This is a genomic window from Amycolatopsis sp. DG1A-15b (assembly GCF_030285645.1).
Classification (GTDB): Bacteria; Actinomycetota; Actinomycetes; order Mycobacteriales; family Pseudonocardiaceae; genus Amycolatopsis.
The window spans coordinates 3,921,898-3,942,920 of record NZ_CP127296.1; the positions used below are offsets into that span (position 1 = coordinate 3,921,898).

The following is a 21,023-nucleotide window of genomic DNA, read 5'->3' on the forward strand; positions in this document are numbered from 1 at the left end:
AGCTCGGCGGCGGCTTGGTCGATGCGTCCGCGCAACCGCGCGGCCACGCCGTGAGCCGGTGCCTCCCAGTCCGCAGGCCCGGCGACGACGGGGCGAGGCCGTCACGTCAGCGAGCCAGCAGATCCCGGATCGCCGCCGCGATCTCGTCCGGCGCTTCCTCGGCCATGAAGTGCCCCGCGCGGGTCAGCCGGTGATCCAGGTCCGGCGCCCACGCCTTCCACACCGCGGCGGCGTCGTAGCCCAGCTGCGCGCCCCAGTCCTGCTGGACGACCGTCACCGGCATGGCCAGCTGCGAACCGGCGTCCAGGTCGGCCTGATCGTGCGTGACGTCGATCCCCGCCGAGGCCCGGTAGTCCGCGACGATCGACGGCACCGCCGCGGCGCTCGCCCGCAGGTACTCGGCGCGGGCCTGGGCCGGGATCGCCGCCGGGTCGTTGGCCCAGGCGTCGAGGAACGAGCCGAAGAACGCGTCCGCGCTGTTGGCGATCATCGTCTCCGGCAAGCCGGGCGGCTGCGCCATCAGGAAGAGGTGGTAGCCGACCGCCGCCGGGACGCCGTGCAGGACGTTCCACATGTCCAGCGTCGGGACGACGTCGAGGATGCCCAGGTGCGAGACGGTCTCGGGGTGGTCCAGGCCGGCCCGGAAGGCGACCAGGGCGCCCCGGTCGTGGCCGACGAGGGCGAAGCGCTCGTGGCCGAGTGCCGCCGCCAGGGCCACGGCGTCGGCGGCCATGGTGCGCTTGGCGTAGACGTCCTCGCCGGTGGCCGGCGGCTTGTCGCTGGCGCCGTAGCCGCGCAGGTCCGGGCAGATCACCGTGTGCTCGCCGGCGAGGCGCTCGGCGACGTGCCGCCACATCAGGTGCGTCTGGGGGAAACCGTGCAGCAGGACCACCGGGCTGCCGCTGCCGCCGACCGCGGCGGCCAGCTCGGCACCGCCGGCGCCGGGCAGGCGGATGTGGTCGAAACCGGGAATGGAGAGTGTCATCGGAGGCCGTCTTCCGGATCGGGAACGTGAACTCGGCCAGCGTGGGCGACGGCGATCAGCAACCGATCAGTGCGCCGAGGAGCACCCGGTCGCGGGCACGGATGATGGGCGCATGCGAATCGACGTGCTCGGCGCCGTGCGGGCCCTCGGCGACGACGGCACCCCGGCCGACCTCGGCGGTCCCCGCCACCGCGAGGTGCTCGCCCGGCTCGCCGCCGCCGAGGGGCGGATGGTCCCCACCGACGTCCTGGTCGGCGACCTGTGGCTCGAGCCGCCGGCCCGCGCGGTCGGGGCGCTGCGGACGTTCGTCGCCGCGCTGCGCCGCGCGCTCGAACCCGGCCGGCCACCCCGCACGCCGCCGCGGGTGATCGTCACCGAAGGTCCCGGTTACGCGCTGCGCCTGCCCCGCGAGCACGTGGACGTCCACCGGTTCGAGGACGCCCTCGCCCGCACCCGCCGGGCCCCCACCGCGGTCACCGACCTCGACGCGGCGCTCGCGGCCTGGCGCGGGCCCGCCTACGCCGACGTGCCCGACTCGCCGTGGGCGCAGCGGGAGCGGAACCGGCTGGAGGAGCTGAGACTGGCGGCGCTGGAACTGCGCGCCGGCATCCTCCTCGACTCGGGGGAAGGCGCCGATCTGGTCGCCGGGCTCGGCGCGCACGTCGCCGAACACCCGTGGCGCGAGCCGGCCTGGGGACTGCTGGCCCGCGCCCTCCACCGCGCGGGCCGCCAAGCCGACGCCCTCGCCACCCTCCGCCGCGCCCGCCACATGCTCGTCGACCAGCTCGGGCTCGACCCCGGAGCCGACCTGCAACGCCTGGAGGCCGACCTCCTCACCGGACCCGCCGGCGGCACACCGGGCGCGTGGACCGGCCCGGGTGCCCGGCTCGGGCCGCGCACCACCGTGGACCTGGCGCGCACGCTCGCGCTGGCCGGCGGCGACGCCCTCGTCCACTCCCGGCGCGACCGCCTCACCGCGATCCAGGCGGCCGAACGCACCGGAGACCGCCGGCTGACCGCCCGGATCATCGGCGCCTACGACGTGCCCGCCATCTGGAGCCGTGCCGACGACCCCGAACAGTCGCGGGCCGTCGTGGCGGCCGCCGAACGCACCCTCACCGCGCTCGGTCCGGACGGCCCCGCCGACCTGAAGGCACGTCTCCTGGCCACGATCGCCGTCGAAAGCCGCAGTGCCGGCCTCGCCGCGGCCGAGCTGAGCCGCGCCGGGCAGGCAGCGCACCAGGCCGAGGCACTGGCGCGGGAGCTGGCCGATCCCGCCCTGCTGGCGTTCGCGCTCAACGGCGTGTTCCTGCAGTCCTTCACCCGCCCCGGCCTCGCGGCCACCCGAGACCGGATCGGCGCCGAACTCCTCGACCTGGCGACCCGCCACGACCTGCCGAACTTCGCCGTCCTCGGCCGGCTCGTCCGCCTGCAATCCGCCTCGGCCCGCGGCGACCTCGACGCCGCGGCCGCGCACGCCACGGCGGCCGACGAACTCGCCGCCACCACGGAGGCTCCCCTCGTCGCGGTCCTCACCGCCTGGTTCCGGGCCCGGGTGACCGCCGCCCGCAGCACCGAGCCGGGCGGACCGACGCCCGCCGCCGCGGCGGCGCAGTACCGCGCCGCCGAAGAAGCCCTCCGGACGGCCGGGATGCCCGGCCTGCACCGCGGCCTGTTCCCGCTCGCCCTGCTGGGGTTGCGCCTCCTGCACGATCGCGCCGCGCCCACGGACCAGCACCTCGACTGGGGTCCGTACCTTCACTGGGCCCGGCCCCACGTGCTGCTCGCCCAGGGCCGGGAGGCGGAAGCCCGCACCGCCCTCGCGGCCGCGCCGGAACCACCGCACGACCACCTGCAGGAGGCGATGTGGTGCCTCACCGCCCACGCCGCGGCGCGCCTCGGCGAACGCGGAGTCGCCGCGCGGGCCGCGACGGCCTTGCGGGACGCCCGTACGGAAGACGCCGGCGCCGCCAGCGGAATGCTGACCCTGGGCCCGGTGGCGCGGTATCTGGCGGAGGCGGACCTCAGCACCCAGTGCGCCGGGTAGTGGTGGTGCGGCCGCGACGCGGCCGGCGCGTCACCTGCTCACCGCTCAGGTGAGTTCCAGCAGTCCCCGTCGAACCGCTTCGGAGACGGCCGCCGCCCGGTTGTCGGCGCCCAGTTTCCGGTAGATGCGCACCAGGTGCGTCTTGATGGTGGCTTCGCTGAGGTACAGGGATTCCGCGATGGAGCGGTTGCTGTGCCCGTCGGCCAGCAACCGGACGACTTCTCGCTCCCGTTCGCTCAGCTCCGGCGGCGGGCTGACCACTTGGCCGACGAGATGCCCGACGACCTCCGACGCGAGGCCGATGCGACCGGCGGCGGCCTCGCGCACGGCCCGGAAGAGCTCCTCGGGCGGCCCCGCCTTGAGCACGTAGCCGCGAGCACCGGCCTCCAGCGCGCGGACGACGTCGGCGCGGCCGGAGTAGCTGGTCAGCATCACCACGGCCGGCCCGGCCGCCTTGGCGGTCAGCCGGCGGACGGCCTCGGCTCCGTCGATGCCGCGGTCCGTGCCCGCGAAGCGCAGGTCCATCAGCACGACGTCGGGGGCCAGCTCGGTGGCGAGCAGCACCGCCTCCTCGCCGCTGCCCGCTTCCGCGATCACCTCGAGATCCGGCTCACCGTCGAGCAGGGCCCGCAGTCCCGCCCGCACGACCGCGTGGTCGTCGGCGATCAGCAGGCGCAGCGGAGTGGTCGTCATCGGACCGCCGTGGAGGTCGCGGGCACGACCGGGCCGGACCGCGGGCGGCCGGGGACCCGGACCCGGATCCGCGTGCCCCGGCCCGGAGCGGTGTCGACCTCGAGGTCACCGCCGTGCTCCCGCAGCCGCGCCCGGGCCGACGGCAGGCCGACACCCCGGCCCGGACCGGCCGGGTCGCCGGTGTGGTCGAAGCCGACGCCGTCGTCGCACACGTCCAGTTCGACGCGGTCCGGGTAGTGGTGCAGGGTCACCAGCAGGGTCGTGGCGTGCGCGTGCTCACGGACGTTGGCCAGCGCGCCCTGCGCCACCCGGAACAGCGCGGTGGCGGCTCGCTCGTCGAGGCCGGGGCAGCCGGCTCCGACCGAACGGAACCGCACGTGGGCCGCGGTTCCGTCCTGCCGGGCGCGATCGCACAGCAGCCGCAGTGCATCCCCGAGCCCGGCCTCCGCGACGGGAGCCGGCGTGAGGTCCCCGATGATCCGCCGGGTCTCGTCGAGGCCCGCGCTCAGCCGGTCGGTGACCGCGCGAACGCGGGTGCACGCGACCTCCGGCTCGGCCCAGCTCCGCTCCGCCGCCTGCAGGAGCAGCACGCTGCCGGCCAGTTCCTGGGCGAGGGTGTCGTGCAGGTCCCGGGCGAGGCGCACGCGTTCCTCGAGCACACCGGCCCGGCGTTGCTCCTGCTGCAGCGCCCGGTACAGGGCCACCGTGCCCCAGACGGCCGCTACGGGGATCAGCACGAGTTCCGCGTCGAACCGGCCGGTGGCCGCGGTCAGCTGACCGACCAGCACGACGGTGATCACGGCCACCGCGACCGTCGCGCCACGGCGTCCGAGCGCCCGCAGCACCGCCCACGCCAGCGGCACGGCGCACCAGACGTAGGCGACGGTCAGGAACGGCGGGGTCAGCGCGACCAGGACCGTCCACAGCAGGAGCAGGGCCGCGATCCACGCGTACCGGACGCGGACGCCCATCGTGGACCACAGCGCGAGACCGGCCGCGTACACCACGGCCAGCACCGAACTGACGGTGACGATTTCCCAGCACAGGGGGATGTTCAGGCTGACCAGCCGGACCATCGCGGCCCCGACGACGACGAAGAACACGAGGTGTGGCACCTGCCACAGGAGCCGGCTTCCGCGTGCCGACGACGGCGAGTGGTCGGACACGGCGAACCCCCTGGACGGATCATCCAATCAGGACAGTGCCATCCAGGAGCTTAGCCGATGCCGGTGTGGCTCACGTCAAGTTGTGGCTCAGGTCAAGTCAGGCGCCCGGGCGCAGTCCGGGCCAGCCGGGCGTCGGGTCGCCCTTGACCTCGCCGAAGTACAGCGCGAAGGTCTGCTTCCACCGCTCCACCTCGGCGCGGTCGGCCATGAAGCGGGGGAATCCGCCCAGGTCGGCGTTCGGGTACTCCCAGATCGGCTTCAGCCCGGCCGGCGGCGCGACGTCCGTGCGGACCGACCAGCCGTTGAAGGACGCCTGCTGCTGCGTGAGCGACAGCTGCCAGTTCAGGTACAGCTTGGCGGCGGTCGGGTTCTTCGCCTGCTTGAAGATCGCGGCCCGCTGGCCCCAGGCCATGAACGGGTGCCCGTCGGCGACCACGAACCGCACGGGCGCCGACGCGGGCGAGGTCAGCGAGCCCGCGCCGCCGATGCCGATCGCGGCCTGCCCGGCCATCACCGCTTCGCCCGGCGTGTTGCTGCCGCGCGCGAACCGCACGCCCTGGGTGGCCAGCTTCGCCGCCCAGTCCCAGCCGTAGGCCTGGACGTAGCGCGTGTAGAGGTAGAGGACGGCGTCGTCGTCGTGCGGGTACGACGACGCGATTTTCCCCTGCCACTTCGGGTCGACGAGGTCGAGCGGGGTGCGCGGCGCCGCCGACCCGACCGCCGACGTCCCGTACATGAAGCTGAAGGCGAGCGCCGAAACCGCGACCCAGGCACCCTGGCGGTCCTTGAACGCGTCGTGGACCTTCGAGAACCCGGCGGGCTTGTAGCCCAGCAGGCGTCCCTGTTCCTTCCAGCGCACGAAGTCCTGCACGGTCTGCAGCTGGACCAGGTCGGGGACGAGGGTGCGAGTGGCGAACTGGTTGTCGACGCGGACGTCGTGGTACTTGCTGTAGTCGACGATCAGCGTCAGGTCGATGCCCGGGAAGCGGGCCTTGAAGGCGGCCTTGGTCCCGTCCTGCTGGGTCGGGGTGTCGCCACCGGCGTAGATGACGAGCTTGCCGCCCTCCGCCAGCGCGGCCTGGTAGAGCTCGTCGAGCGTCCGGGTCTCCTCGGAGCCGCCACCTGAGGGTGACCCGGCCGAGGCCGACGCCGAGGCGGCACCCACGCCGACGCCGATGGCGGCACCCGCCCCGGCGGCAAGGACACTTCGTCTGCTGAGGAAGGTGGCCACGTCGAGGAAACCTTTCTGCTGGGGGACCATGCGATGCCCAGGCGCCGTGGGCCACCGCCATTGTGGTGCGATCGAGCCGGCCACCACATCGCACGGACGGAGCGATCAGGCGCGCCGAAGAGGGAAGCTGCGTTCAACCGAACGATTGAACGGCCGGTTCCGCACGGCCCCTGAACACCACCAGCGCCCGGACGACCACTGCCGATATCGTGCCGGCAGCACCAGCAGCGATCTGATCGCCGACCGTGGGTCCTCCTCGGTCGCGTCCGAAGAGGACCCACGGGACCTCAGCGGGGCAGGACGAGGTGGTCGGCGATGGCGTACAGCTCCGCCTGCGCGCCGGGGCCCGCGACGGCGATCGGCGCGTCGTGGACGGCCTTGAGGATCCACAGCGTGCGGTAACCGTTCTCGTCCACGCAGCGGGTCGCGTGTCCCTGGACCGGTTGCCCCTCGGTGCCGCGCACCTGACCGGCCTCGCCGATGCGCACCTGGATCGGCGGCAGGGTGCTGCAGGTGCCCACCGAGTAGCTCGTGCGCGAGCCGTCCGGGCCGCCCTGCTCGACGTCGAACGCGCACATCCGCAGGCCGTCGGGCAGCTTGCCGAGGCCGAACGCCGGGGTGACGGTGGTGGTGCCCGGGAAGGCGACGTTCTCCGCGACGCGCCGGCCCGCGTCGATCAGTTGCTGCGCCGACGCCGTGCTGCCCGGCTGGGCGGCCACGTTGACGTACAGCGAGCCGCCACCGGGGTGGGTCAGGTACACCTCGTAGCCGCCCGGGCCACCGGAGTGCGAGCTCTCCACGCCGGCCCGCCCGCCGATGGTGACGTGCTGGCCCGGACCGGACTTGAAGGCGGCCTGCTCGACCGGCACCGTCCGCATTTCCTGCACGTCCACGAGCAGGACCTGACGCCCGGACGTGACGGTCAGCATGTACTCGCCGCCGTACACCGGCTTGTCGGAGCCCGCCGCGCTGCCACCGACGTTGATCCGGTGCGCGAGGTAGTCGGCCTTGCCCGGCGGCAGCCAGCCGAGCGAGTAGGGCATGGCCAGCTCTGCGATGGCCGCCTTGGCCGGTGCGGTGACGGCGGCCGGACCGCTGGTCGGGCCGGCGCCCGTGGCTACCTGGTCGTCGTGCGCGGGCCGGTTCAGCGCGACGACGGCGACCGCGGCCAGCGCGAGCAGGACCACCCCGGCGGCGGCCGCGAGCGGACGGCTCACCACGGCGCGCCTGCGGTCGAGGCGCTGACGCGTGGCCGCCAGCACCTGGTCGCTGTCGGGGGCGTCGTGCTCGTGGGCGGTGAAGGTGTCCTTGATCAGGTTCTCGATGTCCATCAGCTCTCCTTCGCCTGGGCCATCCGGTCGATGCGCAGGCCGTTTCGCAGGGTCGTCAGGGCTTTGCGGGCGTGCGCCCGCACGGTGGCCTGGGCGCAGCCGAGCAGGTCGGCGATGTCGGCGTCGGCGAGCTGCTCGTAGTACCGGAGCACCACGACCGCGCGCTGGCGCCGGGGCAACCGCGCCAGGCGCTGCCACATGTCCTCGCGTGCCGCGTGGTCCGACGCGAAGTCATCCGGCCGCGCCTCGTCCGGCGGGTCGCCCACGGCGATCAGCCGCGCCGCCCGGCTGCGCCGCCAGGACAGGTAGTCGTTGGTCACCATCCGCAGGACATAGCGGTCGGGGTGCTCGGCGTCGCTGATCCGCGACCACCGCCGGTACACCTTGACCAGCACGTCCTGCACCAGGTCAGCGGCCTGCTCCCGCTCCCCGGTCAGCATCGTCGCGTAGCGCAGCAACCGCGGCAGGTGCGCCCGGACGAAGTCCTCGTAGTCAGCCATCACCAGGAAGACTGCCGCCGCGCACGATCCGTGTACCGCCGAACAGAACTTCCTTGCGAACCCGCCTACGACGAGGACTCGCCCTTCGAGGCCGCACGCAGCGTGCTCGACGCCGGCGCCTTGGTCATGACCGGGCGGGTTCAGGCAGTGGTCGCCGCGGGTGGCTCGGGTACCACTCTCGCCGCGCTCTCCCGCGGCCTGCCGACTGGGAAAGCGTCACAGGCAGCTGCGGATACTTGTCCACCAGCCCCGCGGTGTGACCGGCCTCACGGGAACGTGCCGGGCGTGGCCGGACAGACGGTTGTGTGGAGATAAGAATGCGGACCGGGGTACGCGCGGGTGATCACGATGTGTTCGCCGAGCTGTTCGATCGCCACGCCGGCGGGGTGTACAACCACGCCTTCCGGCTGACCTGGTCGTGGTCGACCGCCGAAGACGTGGTGGCGCTGACGTTTCTGGAGGCGTGGCGGCTGCGGCACAAGGTCGAGCCGGAGGGCGGGTCGTTGTTGCCGTGGCTGCTGGGGATCGCCACGAACGTCGCACGCAACACCACTCGCGCCGCGCGCAGGTACCAGGCCGCGCTGACCCGATTGCACGCCGACCCGCCGACGCCGGACTTCGCCCAGGATGTGGTCGACCGGGTCGACGACCTCCACGCCGTGGCCGCGGCACGGGCGGCGTTGGAGCGGCTTCGGCCCGGTGAGCGGGACGTCGTGGCGCTGGTGGTGTGGGCCGGGCTCGACCAGGCCTCGGCGGCGCAGGCGCTGGGCATTTCCGTGGGCACCGTGCGATCCCGGCTGTCCCGTGCTCGGGCGAAGCTGCGGGCGACCCGTGATTCCACGGCCGCACGGGAACGCCATCGCGGGAGCGGACAGGTACAGGGCAGCCACACAACCGTGGCCTGGCCCGGACAGGAGGCACGTGATGAGCACTGACCACAGGCGCGACGAGAACATCGTCACCGACGTAGCCCGCCTGCTGCCGACGCCCCCACGGCGTGACCTGCCGGCCAGTCGCACTCACGCGGTCAAGGAGCTGGTTTTGAGCGAGATCACGCCAACCCGCGGCACCGTCCACAACGACACACCACGTCGAAGGCACCTACGCCGCACAGTCCTGCTGCCCGCGCTGGGCACGGTCGTCGCAGCCGCCGCCGTCGGGGTCGTCGTCGCCGTCAACCATCCCACTCCGGCACCGGTACCGGTACCGCCCGCTGCGACAGCGGACTCGCCGGCGGTCCGGCTGCTGGCACGTGTCGCAGCCGTCGCGGACAAGCGACCTTCGCCCGCGGTGACCGACACCAGCTACGTGTACGTCGACACCATGCAGGCGTTCACGAGCTCCAGTGCCACCGTCGACAAGGACGGCAACCCGCACGAGGACCCCGCGAGCACGGGGCTGGACAAGCCACGACCGCGGCAGGTGTGGATACCGGTCGCCAACCTGTGCGAGAAGAGCTTGCTGCGTCAGAACGGCGTCGACATGGACATCACCGATCGCGGCGGCTCCTGCCCGGATCACGGCAGCCTGAACAGGCCCACCTACCGGCTGCTCGCCTCCCTGCCAACCGACCCGCGCGCACTGCTGGACCGGATCTACACCGAGACCAAGGGACACGGCTCCACCCCCGACCAGGAAGCATTCGTCACCATCGGCGACATGCTCCGGGAATCCGCCGCGCCGCCGCAGATCACCGCGGCGCTCTACCGTGCCGCCGCACTGATCCCCGGGGTCACTTCCGTGCCCGACGCCACCGACGCCGCCGGTCGCCGCGGCGTCGCGGTCGCCCGCGACGACGGCTTCGTCCGCACGGAATGGATCTTCAACGCCGCGACCGACGAATTGCTCGGCGAGCGTGACGTGCTCACCACGGACAGCCCCAGCCGCGGCCGGGCGGGCGACGTCGTCGGCACGACCGCGATCATGACCAAGGCCATCGTCGCCGGTATCGGTCAGACGTCATGACCCGGCCGCGCCAGCAGCTCTGACCGGTGATTGTGCCGTGCGCGGGTTGGCAAGCGCACGGCACAGCACACGGGTGACCGCGGTCAGCGGAAGATCTCGATGTGGTCGGCGACCCACTGATCGAAGGTCAGCGGCGGCCGGCCGACCAGCTTCTCGAACGTGGGGAGGACCTTCACCGCCTGCACCTGGAACTCCTCGCGGGTCAGGTTGCCCAGCGTCGTCTCGACGACCAGTGGCTGGCGGCCGGACTTGGCCGCGGCGTCGCGGGCGGCCGCGATCGGGACGTCGACCAGGTTCAGCTCCCGGCCGAGCGCGGCACCCAGCTTCGCCACGCGTTCCCGGGCGGTCAGCGCCTCCGGGCCGCCGAACCGGTAGCTCTGGCCCTCGTGGCCCGGCTCGAGCAGCGTCGCGACGGCGGCCGCGGCCACGTCACGCGGGTCCACGACCGCGACCGGAGTGTCCACTTGCGACCAGAACACGCTGCCCTGGGCCTTGACCGGGCCGGCCCACAGCCGCGCGTTGGAGCTGAACTCACCGGGGCGCAGGAAGGTCCAGGCCGGGCCGCCGGGCCGGGCGCCGATCTGCGCCAGGGCCCGCTCGCCGGCCAGGTGCCAGGTGCTGACCAGGTCGGTGAACCCGTACTCGGCACCGATGATGGACAGCTTGACCACGTGCCCGACCCCGGCCTCGGCCGCGGCCTGCCCCAGGTTCGCGTCGTGCAGCGGCGTCTCCGGCCCGCCGCCGGAGAGCAGGAACACGCTCTGCGCGCCGGCGACGGCCGCCGGCAGCGTCTCCGGCCGGCCGAGATCACCGGCGACGAACTCCACCCCGTCGCCGAGCACGGCCGCGGCCGAGGCCGGGTCCCGGGTCAGCGCCCGGACCGGGCGGCCCGCCTCGACGAGTTGCCGCACGACCTCTCTGCCGACCGTGCCGGTCGCCCCGGTCACCAAGATCATGGTTTTCTCCCTTTATCGACATAGACGGTTGCCCCTGCGCCGTAACAGCAAGGTAGAGAACTTCGGGCCGGCTCACCTCTCTCATGGTGCGCTGATCCCGCGGGTGGGAATACGGCACGTCGCGGAGACGTCCGCTGTCGGATGTGGACGTTTCCGCGACGTGCCGGTATTCGCGATGGCCCGCCGGGTCAGGTGTCCAGCGGGCGAGGCCGGCGATGGCACGGCCGAGCCGTTACTCGCCCTGCAGCGGCTGGTCGGCCAGACGGCCGTTCTGGTACGCGGCGATCTTCCAGCCCTCGCCGGTCTTGGCCATCACCCAGGTGGCCCGCAGGGCGCGCGCGGGGTGCGGCTCGGTCTCGCCGTCGGTGAGCACGCCGCCATCGGTGATCACCACGGCGGCCTCCGGCGACAGGAACTGGACGTCGACGATGTTCTGCAGCAGCGTCGTGCCCTGGTGCGCGGCCTTGAACTGGTGCACCGTCATCTTCCGGATGACCTCGCGGCCCTTGAAGTAGCGGTCGCCGGACAGGACCATGCTGGCGTCCTCGGTGTAGGCGTCGGCGAACCCGTCGGGGTCGTTGGCGGCCCACGACTCGGCGATGCCGTCCACGACCGCGCGCACCGCGGCCACCTCGGTCTCCGTCGCCGTGTCAGCAAAGTTGGTAGTCATCGGTGAAGTCCTCTCTGATTTCGCTCCAGCATCCGCAGGCATGCGCTGCTGTCACCGATGTTGCCGCAACCCGGACACCCGCGGCATCTTCAAAGTTGCGGTCGAAATGGGGAATAAATCAGCACCAAACAACTGTGCTGATCCGTTTATTCCTGGCCGAAATTACTATTTTCGTCGGCAAACCGATCATTGCCGATCCGGACACCGGCAGCCGCCGGGACGCGGGGCTGTTCCGGCAGGCGGCCCACCGCCGGCCGCCCGCCCGACCACCACCCAGGACGTGCTGATCATCTGCTCCCCGGCGACCGCGCCCCTCCCCCAGGGCCAGGCACCCTTCAGGGCCAAACGCCACGATATCGGCGGCACCGGCCGGGCGTTGGCGAACTGGTCATGAATTGTTCCCTTCGGCTGGATATGGAGAGTTCCAGGACCCAGGCCGCACAGCACGCGTCCGTACACCTCGGCATTCGCCTCCGAGTTCATGAGAGCGTGCTTTCTGACGGGATGCACGTCCCGAAAATACACTTAATGGACATCCAGAACAGATCGATGAACCGCCGCTGACGCCGCAGAGAATGTCCACGGCGCGGCCGCCACCGGAACCAGCGGCGACCGGCAGGTGGGCCGGTCGGGGTTGCGTGCCGGCACGCTGGCCCTGCGGGACCACGGGCACGTAACGCCGGGTTCTCGTCCGGAAACGGAACCAGCTCCACCACGCGAGCCACGACATCCCGCGTGTTTCCACGATTTTTCTCGCACCCGGCACCGGCGGTTTACACGACCGTGAAGCCGCAGCCCGGGGGAACACGTCTCTTCACGTGCGCGGGATGTTCACCACATATCCGTGACGACGTCATCGAGCACACCGGGACAAGCATTTCCATCAGGGTGCCGCCGACGCGTGCACCGCGCAGTTCTTCGCCGCCGAGACGATCGCCGTCGGCGAGGACGCGTGCACGTGCCTGCCCGGCGCCTCGGCCTTGAGGGTCCACAGGCCGGCGCGGGCACACCGGCGCGCAGGCCGGCCCAGCCGGGTCCGCGGCACGAACACCTTGCGGCTGTACGTGACCTCGCGCGCGGGGTCCCGGTCCGCGGTCACGTCCGGCGGCTGTGACACGCCGACACAATACAGCGGAATCAACAATTGCCAGTGCGGCCGAGCAACGCGGAAGAAGGCGCTACGGGATGCGGTATCGGTCCGGACAGCGCAAACCGGAAGAAGCCGGCACGCCGGGCGGCCGTGATACTGGGAACCGACACCGCAACATGTAGCCACCGACGTGGATGCGATTCGGTTGTATGCCGACCGTGGTTCCGGGCGGTGGGGAAGTGTGTCCGCAGCCAGCGAAGCAGGAGGAATGCACGGTGTCCGTGGAAATTGGCATCGCACTGCCAGTCCGGGAGTTGGCAATACTTGGCGCGCGGGACGCCGACCCCCTGCTCGACCTGGCCCGCCAGGTCGAGGAGCTCGGGTTCGACTCGGTGTGGGTCGGCGACTCGTTCGTCGCGCGGCACCGCATGGAGCCGCTGACCCTGCTCGGCGCCATCGCCATGGTGACCAAGGAGATCACCGTGGGCACCGCGTCCCTCACCGCGGTGCTGCGCGATCCGCTGGCCCTCGGGCACATCATCGTGACCCTGGACCAGATCAGCAAGGGACGCTTGAAGCTCGGCATCGGCACCGGCGCCCCGCTGCCGGTGCAGGCCGAGTACGACGCGGTGACCATGAGCTACCGGGAACGCCGCGAGCGCGTGGACGAGGCCGTGCAGGCCTGGAAGAAGGTGTGGCGGGGCGAGGACGGCAGCCTGGTCGGCAAGTACCGCAACCTGTCCGGCCTGCGCGACCAGAGCGCGCCGGTCCAGCCCGGCGGTCCCGGCCTCTGGCTGGCCAGCAACGGCAAGCCGCTCGCGGTCGAGCGGACCGGCTCGTTCTACGACGGGTGGCTGCCGGTGCGCATCGACCCGGACGAGTACCGGCAGTCCCTCAAGCAGATCCGGGAGAGCGCCAAGGCCGCCGGCCGTGACCCGGAGAAGATCACCCCGGCGGTGTACGTGAACGTGAACGTCAACGCCGACGCCGCGGTGGCCGAGGTGGGGCTCAACGACTACACGATGCGCTACAACGAGCTGCCGCTGCCGGCGATGCTGCCCTACCAGATCTACTGGGGCGGGCCGGAAAAGGAAATGGTCAAGTTCCTGCGCGAGTACGTCGAGGCCGGCGCCCGGCACATCGTCCTCCGGATCAGCTCCTTCACCGACTACGAACGGCAACTGCACGCCATCGCGGAGAACGTCGTACCCGCCATTCACTCGATTCAGGTGGACTGAACATGCGATTCGGAGGCAAAGTCGTCCTGATCACCGGCGGCGGCACCGGCATCGGCCGGGCGGCGGCGATCTCCTTCGCCGGCGAGGGCGCCGCCGTGCTGGTCACCGGTCCGGACGAGGAACCACTGCGGCAGACGGTCAAGGAGATCGAGACGCACGGCGGAACGGCCGGCTACCTCGTCGGCGATATGACCGAGGAGTCCGACGTCCGGGCCGCGGTCGACGCCGCCGTGCACCAGCACGGCGCGCTGGACGTGGCGTTCAACAACGCCGGCATCATGGTGCCCGGGCCGCTGGCCGACCTGGCGCCGGAAACCTGGGCGAAGGCGCTGTCGGTGGCCACGATGACCTGGCTGTCGATGAAGCACGAGATCGCCCACATGCGCGCGCACGGCGGCGGGGTGATCGTCAACATGTCGTCGATCATCGGCACCCGCCGGAGCATTCCCGGAACCGGCGCCTACGGTGCGGCGAAAGCGGCGATCAGCTCCATCACGCGCACCGCGGCGCTGGAGAACATCGGGGCCGGTGTGCGCATCAACAGTGTGAGTCCGGGCCCGTTGGCCACCCCGTTCTCGCTCATCCGCGGCGAGACCGAGGACGAGCAGGCGGCCCGGCTGCGCAGCGCCCTGCCGATCGGCCGGGTCGGCAGCCTCGCCGAGGTGGTCGGCACCGTGCTCTGGCTCGCCTCGGAGGACTCCGGGTTCGCCGTCGGCACCGACGTCGTCATCGACGGTGGCGCGACGGCATGATTCGCGGCGGTGTTCGCCCGGGCCGTTCCGAGGACGGCTCAGGCGAAGCACACGCTGACCGCGGCGGCGGGTTCGGCGCGCATGGCCTGCCGGACCCGCTGCCGGAACGCGGCGGTGAGGACGTCCGCCGGCAGCAGGTCGCGGCCTCGCTCCGGCGGATCCGCCGTGTCGAACGCCCGGACGGCGAGCGCGGCGAACGCCTCGTCGGTGCCGACCAGCCGGGCGTGCACGAACCGCCGGCTGAGCTGCTCGCGCAGGTCGCCCGGGCACTGGCCGACCAGGACCGCGCACACGCCGTCGTCGGTGGCGGCGACCAGGGCGTGCCCGAGCGCGCAGCCGGCCTCGGCGAAGCGGATCACGGTGCCCAGGCCGCCCGACCGGAACGACGAGGGCGTCATGCCGAGAATGTCCCGGATCACCGTGTAGAAATGCCCGTTGGACCGGAACCCCGACCGGTAGATGGCTTCGGATATCGAGGGCGCGACGGCGAGCTCGTGCCGCACGCGGTTCTCCCGGGCGTCGGTGAGATAGGCGTGCGGCGTCACCCCGGTGTACAGCTTGAACATCCGGTGGAAATGGAACCGGCTCAGCCCGACCTCGCGGGCGAGCTCGTCGAAGTTGGGCGACGAGCAGCCGTCGCACTCGGCCAGCGAGCGGCAGATCCGGGTGATCGTTGCGGCATACCATTCCCGCAGCCCCGGCCCGTCCGGCTGGCAGCGGCGGCACGGGCGGTAACCCTCGCCGCGGGCCTGGTCGGCGGTGTCGTAGAAGGTGACGTTCTCCCGCCGCGCCGGCCGGGTGCCGCAGGAGGGCCGGCTGTACCGGCCGGTGGTCCGGACCACGTAGTAGAACTCGCCATCGGCCCGGGAGTCCCGCTCTTGGACGGCCCGCCACCGCTCGTCTTCACTGACATACGGTTGTTCGTCGTCCATCGGGCAACTCCGTCGATCGGTTTTGCGGGAGCGGTCTGATCCGCTCAGCCGAACTCGCCTAACGCGAATCCGTTGTCCACGTAGAGCTCCGGCCAGGTGCGACCGGAGACGTGCTGGACCTGACTCATGCCGCGGCGGTGCGGTCCGCGCCGGATCGCGTTGCCGCGAGGCGAACCGGAACCGAGCGGTACCCGTTCATGATGAAGGTGGGCGTCGCCTGCAGCTCCGCCCGGTCCACGGCCAGCTCCAGGTCGGGGAACCTGGCGAACAGCTTGCCCAGACCGATCTTGACCTCCTCGCGGGCGATCGCCCAGCCGAGGCAGAAATGCGGACCGACGCCGAAGGCGAGGTGCGTCTTGTCGGCACGGTCCACATCGAACTCGCCGGCCGTGTCGCCGTGCACCTCCGGGTCGCGCCCGACACCGGCGTAGTTGACCAGAATCGCGTCGCCCCGGGGAATCGTGACGCCGTCGATGTCGATGTCCTCGACCGCGTAGCGCAATGGCAGGTGTGCTACGGGGCCCTCGATCCGCAGCCCCTCCTCGATCGCCTCGTCCCAGGAGACCTCGCCGGCGAGCACGCGGTCGAGCTGGTCGCGGTGGGTCAGCAGCTCCACCAGGAACTTGCCGAGGAAGTCGACCGTGGTCGAGGTGCCGGCACCGAGGATGGCGAAGAGCGTGCCCAGCAGCTCTTCCTGGGTCAGCTTGGAGTTCTCGTCGTCGCGGGCGAGGATCAGGTCGCTGGTGATGTCCTCGCCGGGGTCGCGCTGCTTGAGCTCGATGAGGTCGGTGATCGCGCTCTGCCACCCGATCAGCAGCGCCTGGGCCTGCTCCGGGCTCACCGTCGTGTTCACCATCATGTCCATGACCTGGGCGGTCTTGGCCCGGGACTGCTCGGTCATGCCCAGCATGTCGGCCATCAGCCGGGCCGGTAACGGGTAGCAGAACCGCTCCCGCAGGTCGACGACCTCGCCGGGGGCGACGGCGCCGAGGCTGTCGACCAGCTCGTCGACCAGCTCCTCGATCCGCGGCTGGAGCGCCTGGATCCGCTTGGGGCTGAACGCCTTGCTGACCAGCCGGCGCAGCCGGACCTGGTTCCGGCCGGTCGCGGTCGCCATGTTCTCCATGGTGATCCAGCTGATGAGCTCCCAGTCCGGCGGGATCTCGTTGTCGATGAAGGCGGCCCAGTGGTCCCGGGCGCTCTTGGTGACCAGCGGGTCCTTGAGGATCTGCTTGGCACCCGAGTAGTGGTTGACCGACCAGACCACGACGCCGCCGGGCAGCTCGACCCGGGTGGCCGGGCCTCGCCGGCGCAGCTCGTCGGCTTCGGCGTGGATGTCCGTACCTGCGGGGTCGAGTGCGAACGGGCACTGACCAGTCCCGTGATCGTCCACTGTGGCCTCCCTTCTCGTGTGGGGTCCAGCATGTCCAAGTGCGACCACCCGCTCCACTCCGGTCGTGCTCTCCTGCCCGGGACTGATCGCGACCCCGTCGTCGGCGGAAGGCCAGGTAACGGTTCGTATCCGGCCGGGCACGCAGCCATGACGGAACCGGCCGGCCTTCTTCGAGGCTGCTGAATTGCCGCCGCGGAGCCGGTCCGCGACGGCCACGACCCCGCCCGCTCCCCGTCAGCGGCACCCCTTCTTCCATATTGCTGCGTCCGTTCTTCCGCTCTTCCAACGTGCTCCGTCGCGCCGCGGCGATGGTCGAACTCATTCGGTCGTGGATAGCCTCAGCCGTGGTACGGGGACCCGGATCCCACTTCGCGTTTTCGGGTCGGGTGGGAATACGCGGCCGATGAGACCGGTGCGCCGGAGGAGTGGAATGATGACGACTCGAGCCGCCGCCGACTGCGAGGAATTCGTGCAGCACACCGAGCAGTTCCGGCGGCAGCTGTTCGCGCACTGCCACCGGCTGATGGGTTCGGTGGACGACGCCGAGGACGCCGTCCAGGAGACCTACCTGCGGGCCTGGCGCGCGTTCGGCAACTTCGAGGGCCGTTCCTCGGTGCGCACGTGGCTGTTCCGGATCGCCACCAACACCTGCCTGACCGCGATGCGCCAGCGCCACCGCAACGTGCTCCCCGCGGGCCTCGCGGGCCCCGACGACGAGGCGGCCACGGCCGTCCTGACCGCGGCCTGGCGCGGCCAGGAAGGGCCGCCCCAGCACGGCTTCGCCGACCCCGCGGAGATCGTCGCGCTGCGCGACAACCTGCGCCTGGCCCTCATGGCCAGCCTCGCCTACCTGCCCGCCCGGCAGCGCGTCGTGCTGATCCTGCGCGACGTCCTGGACTGGCCGGCCAGCGAGGTCGCCGAACTGCTGGAGACCACCACCGACGCGGTCAAGAGCACCCTCAAACGCGCGCGTACCCGGATCCTGCAGCAGGCCCCGGTCGCCGAGGACGTGGTCGAGTGCGCCGAACCCGCCCGCCGCGCCCTCCTCGACCGGTACATCTCGGCCTTCCAGAACTCCGACGCCGACGCCCTGCGCAACGTCCTCCGCCACGACGCCGACCACGAAAACCCCGCCATGGCCGTCGCCTGAGGGATGTCTCGTAACCCGGTGCCAGGCCGGCGGGGCTGATAGTCGATCATGTTGTTGTGGTGCAGGTGATCACAGCATCGCGGCCGGAGTGGATTGCCCCGTTCACCGGGCTGGAACCAGGCCAGTTCCGCAAGCTCGTGCGGCTGGTCGCCAAGCGGGGCGGAGACGAGATCGCGGACGGCCGTCCGGGCCGGCCGTGGGCGTTGCCGCTGGCAGACCGCGTGTTGCTGGTGGCGACGTACTGGCGGACGAACCTGACGATGCGCCAGATCGGACCGCTGTTCGGGGTATCGCATTCCGCGGCCCACCGGGTCATCGACTCCATCGGGCCACTGCTGGCGCTGGTTCCGGCCCGCAAACGCCGCATCGACTCCGTGGCGATCGTGGACGGCACCCTGGTCCCGACCGGGATCACCGGCTGGCGACCCGGTCGAAGAACTACCGGTACTCGACCAACGTGCAAGTCGCCATCGACGCCGAGACCCGGCCGGTGATCGCCACCGGAGATCCGCGACCGGGCAGCCGCAACGACTGCACCGTGTACCGCGACTCCGGTATCGCCGAAACACTGGCCAACCGGCCGGTCATGGCCGACGGCGGCTACCAAGGCCATCCCGAAGTGGTTATGCCGTATCGAAAACCCCGTGACGGCAGCGAACTGCCCGCGTGGAAAGAAGACCTCAACGCGACCCACCGCACGATCCGCGCTCGCGTCCAGCACGTCCTGTCCCGGATGAAAAACTTCAAAACCCTCTGCGACTACCGCCGCGCGGCGAGCACGCTCGCTGACACGGTCTCCGGAATCGCGCACCTGCACAACATCATCTTCACCGACTGACCGCAACACCAGCCCCACCAACCACAACACCAGTTACGAGACATCCCTTAGCTCCGCACGTCCGAAGTTCGTTGCCGGGTGGCGTGGGGCCGGATCTCGTAGCGCCGCAACAGACCGGTCACGCCACTTGATCACCGTCGGACGCGAAACCCCGGCCAGCCGAGCGGTGCCGCGGTTCCACGCCCATCCGCCACCGCCAGCACAATCCTGGCTCGCTCGACACACGCCTACCCGGCCGTGCGACACGCTCGGGACGATGTGCGGCCCGGGCGTATCGCACGGCCGGAAATGGAAAAGCGTCCCTCCGCGCGCTGGGCGTGGGGAGGGACGCTTCGTCAGGGGCCGCACGGCCTACGTGGTGCCGATGGACTGGCGGTGGCGGAAGAAGTTGAGCGGATCCCAGCGGCGCTTGGCCTGGAGCAGCCGGGCGTAGTTGTCCTTGTAGTACAGGGTGTACCAGGGGGTGTTGGACTTGTTGAAGTTCGGGTCGCTCAGGTCGCCGTCCGGGTAATTGACGTAGCAGCCGTCAGTGACGTCGTTGGGCACGGGCACGCCGCCGGTGCCGGCGTAGGTGTCCGCGTAGCCGCGGCGCATCCAGTCGATGTGCTTGGCGTCGTCGGCGGGGTCGGTCCACTGCGCGGACCAGAGCATCTTGAACGCCGCGCCGCGGTGCGGAATCGCCGTCGCCGCCGGGTCGACGGCACTGATCTGCCCGCCGTACGGGGTGAACTGCACGCCCGCCAGCGGGTTGCTGATCGCGGTGCTGGTGAGGTGCCGGTACACCGCGGCGATCTGGTTGTCCGGGAAGTTGCCGCGCATGAACGTCGACTTGTACTCCGCCCGGTAGGTCGGGTCGTTCAGCGGCGGGTTCGTCGTGCCCAGCATGCGGGTCGCCTCGAGCCAGGGCAGCCGCCGCGCCTGGACCAGCTCCGGCATCGGGCTGATCTCGGCCATCCGGTTGGTGAGCGCGACGTGCTGGGCCGTGACACCGCTCTGCATGTAGGCGATGTAGGTGTCCAGGATCGTCTGGGCGTTGGGGACCGTGGCGTCGACCTGGGTGATGAGCCCGATTTGGCCGTTGGACTGGTGGTTGAGCAGCAGGTAGCTCGTCACCACCCGGTTCGGGTTGTCCGCCGCGCGGTTGGCGATGTGCCAGCTCGCGTAGTTCCGCGCCAGCCGGGTGAACTGGCTTTGGGTGAGGCTGCTCCAGTTGTAGGCGATCGCGCTGATGAGCACGTCGTGCGGCGGGCGCGGCAGCATGGTCCGCGGATCGGAACCGGTCGCGCCGGGCGACTTGAACCAGTAACGGGTGATGACGCCGAAGTTTCCGCCGCCGCCACCGGTGTGTGCCCACCACAGGTCCCGGTTCGGGTCGTTCGGCTCCCGCGTCGCCACCACGGCGCGCGCCGTGCCGTTGGCGTCGACGACGACCACCTCGACCGCGTAGAGGTGGTCCACGACAAGGCCGTCGACCCGGCACAGCGGCCCCCACCCACCGCCGGCGACGTGCCCGGCGGCGGCGACCGAGTAGCAGAAGCCGGCCGGGATCGTCACCCCCCACTGCTTGTACAGGGTCTTGTAGATCTCCAGGAGCGTCGCGCCGGACTCGACGGCGACCGCGTTCATCACCGGGTCGTAGTACGTGTTGTTCATCATGGTCATGTCCACGACGATCTTCACGTCCGGGTTGAAGATGAAATCCTCGTAGCAGTGCCCGCTGGAAATGACGCTCAGCCGCTTCTTGTTCGTGACGGCCTCCTGGACGACCTGCACGACCTGATCCGTGCAGTTGACGATTCGCACGGATTCCGGCGTGCCGATGTACCGGGTGTTGAGACCGCGAACGCAGTCGGCGTACTGCGGATCATTCGCCGTCACGGCCACGGCTGGCGGGACTGCACTCGGTCTCACGTTGCCGTTGCCATCCTGAGCGGCCGATGCCGCCATGCGCCCACCTCCGGCCAGCCCTGCAATTCCCGCCACACCGGCTCCGAGCACGGCGCGGCGCCCCAGGTTACCGTCAGCCATGGAGTCCTCCAAAGTTAGGCTTGACGAAGACGACTTCACCGGTGTCCGCCACGGTTCA

General features: G+C 71.2%; 18 protein-coding genes and 2 pseudogenes. 7 read left to right on the forward strand and 13 right to left on the reverse strand.

All coding sequences use genetic code 11. From position 1 onward, the window contains the following. Nucleotides 1–106 precede the first annotated feature (106 nt). Entirely contained in the window at nucleotides 107–985 is an 879-nt protein-coding gene (locus tag QRY02_RS17835) for an alpha/beta fold hydrolase (RefSeq protein WP_285992660.1), read from the reverse strand. 112 nt (nucleotides 986–1,097) lie between these two features. On the opposite strand from QRY02_RS17835, the gene QRY02_RS17840 reads away from it, so the two are divergent. Then, nucleotides 1,098–3,032, forward strand: a complete 1,935-nt coding sequence (locus tag QRY02_RS17840; RefSeq protein WP_285992661.1) for an AfsR/SARP family transcriptional regulator — start codon at nucleotides 1,098–1,100, stop codon at nucleotides 3,030–3,032. Nucleotides 3,033–3,077: 45 nt separating this feature from the next. Here the strand turns inward: QRY02_RS17840 and QRY02_RS17845 are convergent, their stop codons facing one another. From QRY02_RS17845 to QRY02_RS17865, 5 genes are all read right to left on the reverse strand, one after another. Next, complete coding sequence (locus QRY02_RS17845; RefSeq protein ID WP_285992662.1) at nucleotides 3,078–3,725, reverse strand: response regulator; 648 nt, start codon at nucleotides 3,723–3,725, stop codon at nucleotides 3,078–3,080. Continuing rightward, on the reverse strand, nucleotides 3,722–4,891 hold the full coding sequence (locus QRY02_RS17850) for a sensor histidine kinase (protein WP_285992663.1): 1,170 nt from the start codon (nucleotides 4,889–4,891) through the stop codon (nucleotides 3,722–3,724). Before QRY02_RS17850 ends, QRY02_RS17845 begins: the two co-directional genes overlap by 4 nt. 97 nt (nucleotides 4,892–4,988) lie before the next feature. Beyond that, entirely contained in the window at nucleotides 4,989–6,122 is a 1,134-nt protein-coding gene (locus tag QRY02_RS17855; protein WP_285992664.1) for an ABC transporter substrate-binding protein, read from the reverse strand. A gap of 287 nt (nucleotides 6,123–6,409) precedes the next feature. Further along, nucleotides 6,410–7,453, reverse strand: a complete 1,044-nt coding sequence (locus QRY02_RS17860; protein WP_285992665.1) for a hypothetical protein — start codon at nucleotides 7,451–7,453, stop codon at nucleotides 6,410–6,412. Next, entirely contained in the window at nucleotides 7,453–7,953 is a 501-nt protein-coding gene (locus QRY02_RS17865) for a SigE family RNA polymerase sigma factor (RefSeq protein WP_285992666.1), read from the reverse strand. The genes QRY02_RS17860 and QRY02_RS17865 overlap by 1 nt, the downstream gene beginning before the upstream one ends. A gap of 317 nt (nucleotides 7,954–8,270) precedes the next feature. On the opposite strand from QRY02_RS17865, the gene QRY02_RS17870 reads away from it, so the two are divergent. After that, the gene (locus QRY02_RS17870) at nucleotides 8,271–8,888 is read left to right on the forward strand and encodes an RNA polymerase sigma factor (RefSeq protein ID WP_285992667.1); all 618 of its coding nucleotides are present in this window, start codon (nucleotides 8,271–8,273) and stop codon (nucleotides 8,886–8,888) included. Next, nucleotides 8,878–9,918 carry a CU044_5270 family protein gene (locus QRY02_RS17875; protein WP_285993858.1) on the forward strand — a complete coding sequence of 347 codons (1,041 nt, stop codon included), beginning with the start codon at nucleotides 8,878–8,880 and terminating at the stop codon, nucleotides 9,916–9,918. The genes QRY02_RS17870 and QRY02_RS17875 overlap by 11 nt, the downstream gene beginning before the upstream one ends. Nucleotides 9,919–10,001: 83 nt before the next feature. On the opposite strand, the gene QRY02_RS17880 is transcribed toward QRY02_RS17875, so the two are convergent. The 3 genes from QRY02_RS17880 to QRY02_RS17890 all read right to left on the reverse strand — a co-directional run bounded on the left by QRY02_RS17880 (nucleotide 10,002) and on the right by QRY02_RS17890 (nucleotide 12,661). Beyond that, a complete protein-coding gene (locus QRY02_RS17880) occupies nucleotides 10,002–10,874 on the reverse strand; it encodes an SDR family oxidoreductase (protein WP_285992668.1) in 873 nt (290 codons plus the stop codon). A gap of 232 nt (nucleotides 10,875–11,106) precedes the next feature. Next, nucleotides 11,107–11,544, reverse strand: a complete 438-nt coding sequence (locus QRY02_RS17885) for an SgcJ/EcaC family oxidoreductase (RefSeq protein WP_285992669.1) — start codon at nucleotides 11,542–11,544, stop codon at nucleotides 11,107–11,109. A gap of 883 nt (nucleotides 11,545–12,427) precedes the next feature. Next, nucleotides 12,428–12,661 carry a hypothetical protein gene (locus QRY02_RS17890; RefSeq protein WP_285992670.1) on the reverse strand — a complete coding sequence of 78 codons (234 nt, stop codon included), beginning with the start codon at nucleotides 12,659–12,661 and terminating at the stop codon, nucleotides 12,428–12,430. A gap of 248 nt (nucleotides 12,662–12,909) precedes the next feature. Between QRY02_RS17890 and QRY02_RS17895 the strand changes: the two genes are divergently transcribed. Beyond that, the gene (locus tag QRY02_RS17895) at nucleotides 12,910–13,872 is read left to right on the forward strand and encodes an LLM class flavin-dependent oxidoreductase (RefSeq protein WP_285992671.1); all 963 of its coding nucleotides are present in this window, start codon (nucleotides 12,910–12,912) and stop codon (nucleotides 13,870–13,872) included. Nucleotides 13,873–13,874: 2 nt separating this feature from the next. After that, a complete protein-coding gene (locus QRY02_RS17900; RefSeq protein WP_285992672.1) occupies nucleotides 13,875–14,624 on the forward strand; it encodes an SDR family NAD(P)-dependent oxidoreductase in 750 nt (249 codons plus the stop codon). A gap of 38 nt (nucleotides 14,625–14,662) precedes the next feature. Here the strand turns inward: QRY02_RS17900 and QRY02_RS17905 are convergent, their stop codons facing one another. After that, nucleotides 14,663–15,556, reverse strand: a complete 894-nt coding sequence (locus QRY02_RS17905) for a bifunctional transcriptional activator/DNA repair enzyme AdaA (RefSeq protein WP_285992673.1) — start codon at nucleotides 15,554–15,556, stop codon at nucleotides 14,663–14,665. Nucleotides 15,557–15,680: 124 nt separating this feature from the next. Further along, on the reverse strand, nucleotides 15,681–16,949 hold the full coding sequence (locus QRY02_RS17910) for a cytochrome P450 family protein (protein WP_285992674.1): 1,269 nt from the start codon (nucleotides 16,947–16,949) through the stop codon (nucleotides 15,681–15,683). 433 nt (nucleotides 16,950–17,382) lie between these two features. Here QRY02_RS17910 and QRY02_RS17915 point away from each other — a divergent pair, with 433 nt between their 5' ends. Together QRY02_RS17915 and QRY02_RS17920 are read left to right on the forward strand one after the other, a co-directional pair. Further along, entirely contained in the window at nucleotides 17,383–18,099 is a 717-nt protein-coding gene (locus QRY02_RS17915; protein ID WP_285992675.1) for an RNA polymerase subunit sigma-70, read from the forward strand. Between the two features lie 59 nt (nucleotides 18,100–18,158). Beyond that, nucleotides 18,159–18,937 (forward strand): annotated as a pseudogene (locus QRY02_RS17920) (transposase family protein). A gap of 105 nt (nucleotides 18,938–19,042) precedes the next feature. Here the strand turns inward: QRY02_RS17920 and QRY02_RS17925 are convergent. Next, a pseudogene (locus QRY02_RS17925) lies at nucleotides 19,043–19,158 on the reverse strand (helix-turn-helix domain-containing protein); the annotation flags it as partial. Nucleotides 19,159–19,288: 130 nt separating this feature from the next. Then, nucleotides 19,289–20,740 carry an FAD-binding oxidoreductase gene (locus tag QRY02_RS17930; RefSeq protein ID WP_285992676.1) on the reverse strand — a complete coding sequence of 484 codons (1,452 nt, stop codon included), beginning with the start codon at nucleotides 20,738–20,740 and terminating at the stop codon, nucleotides 19,289–19,291. Nucleotides 20,741–21,023 lie beyond the last annotated feature (283 nt).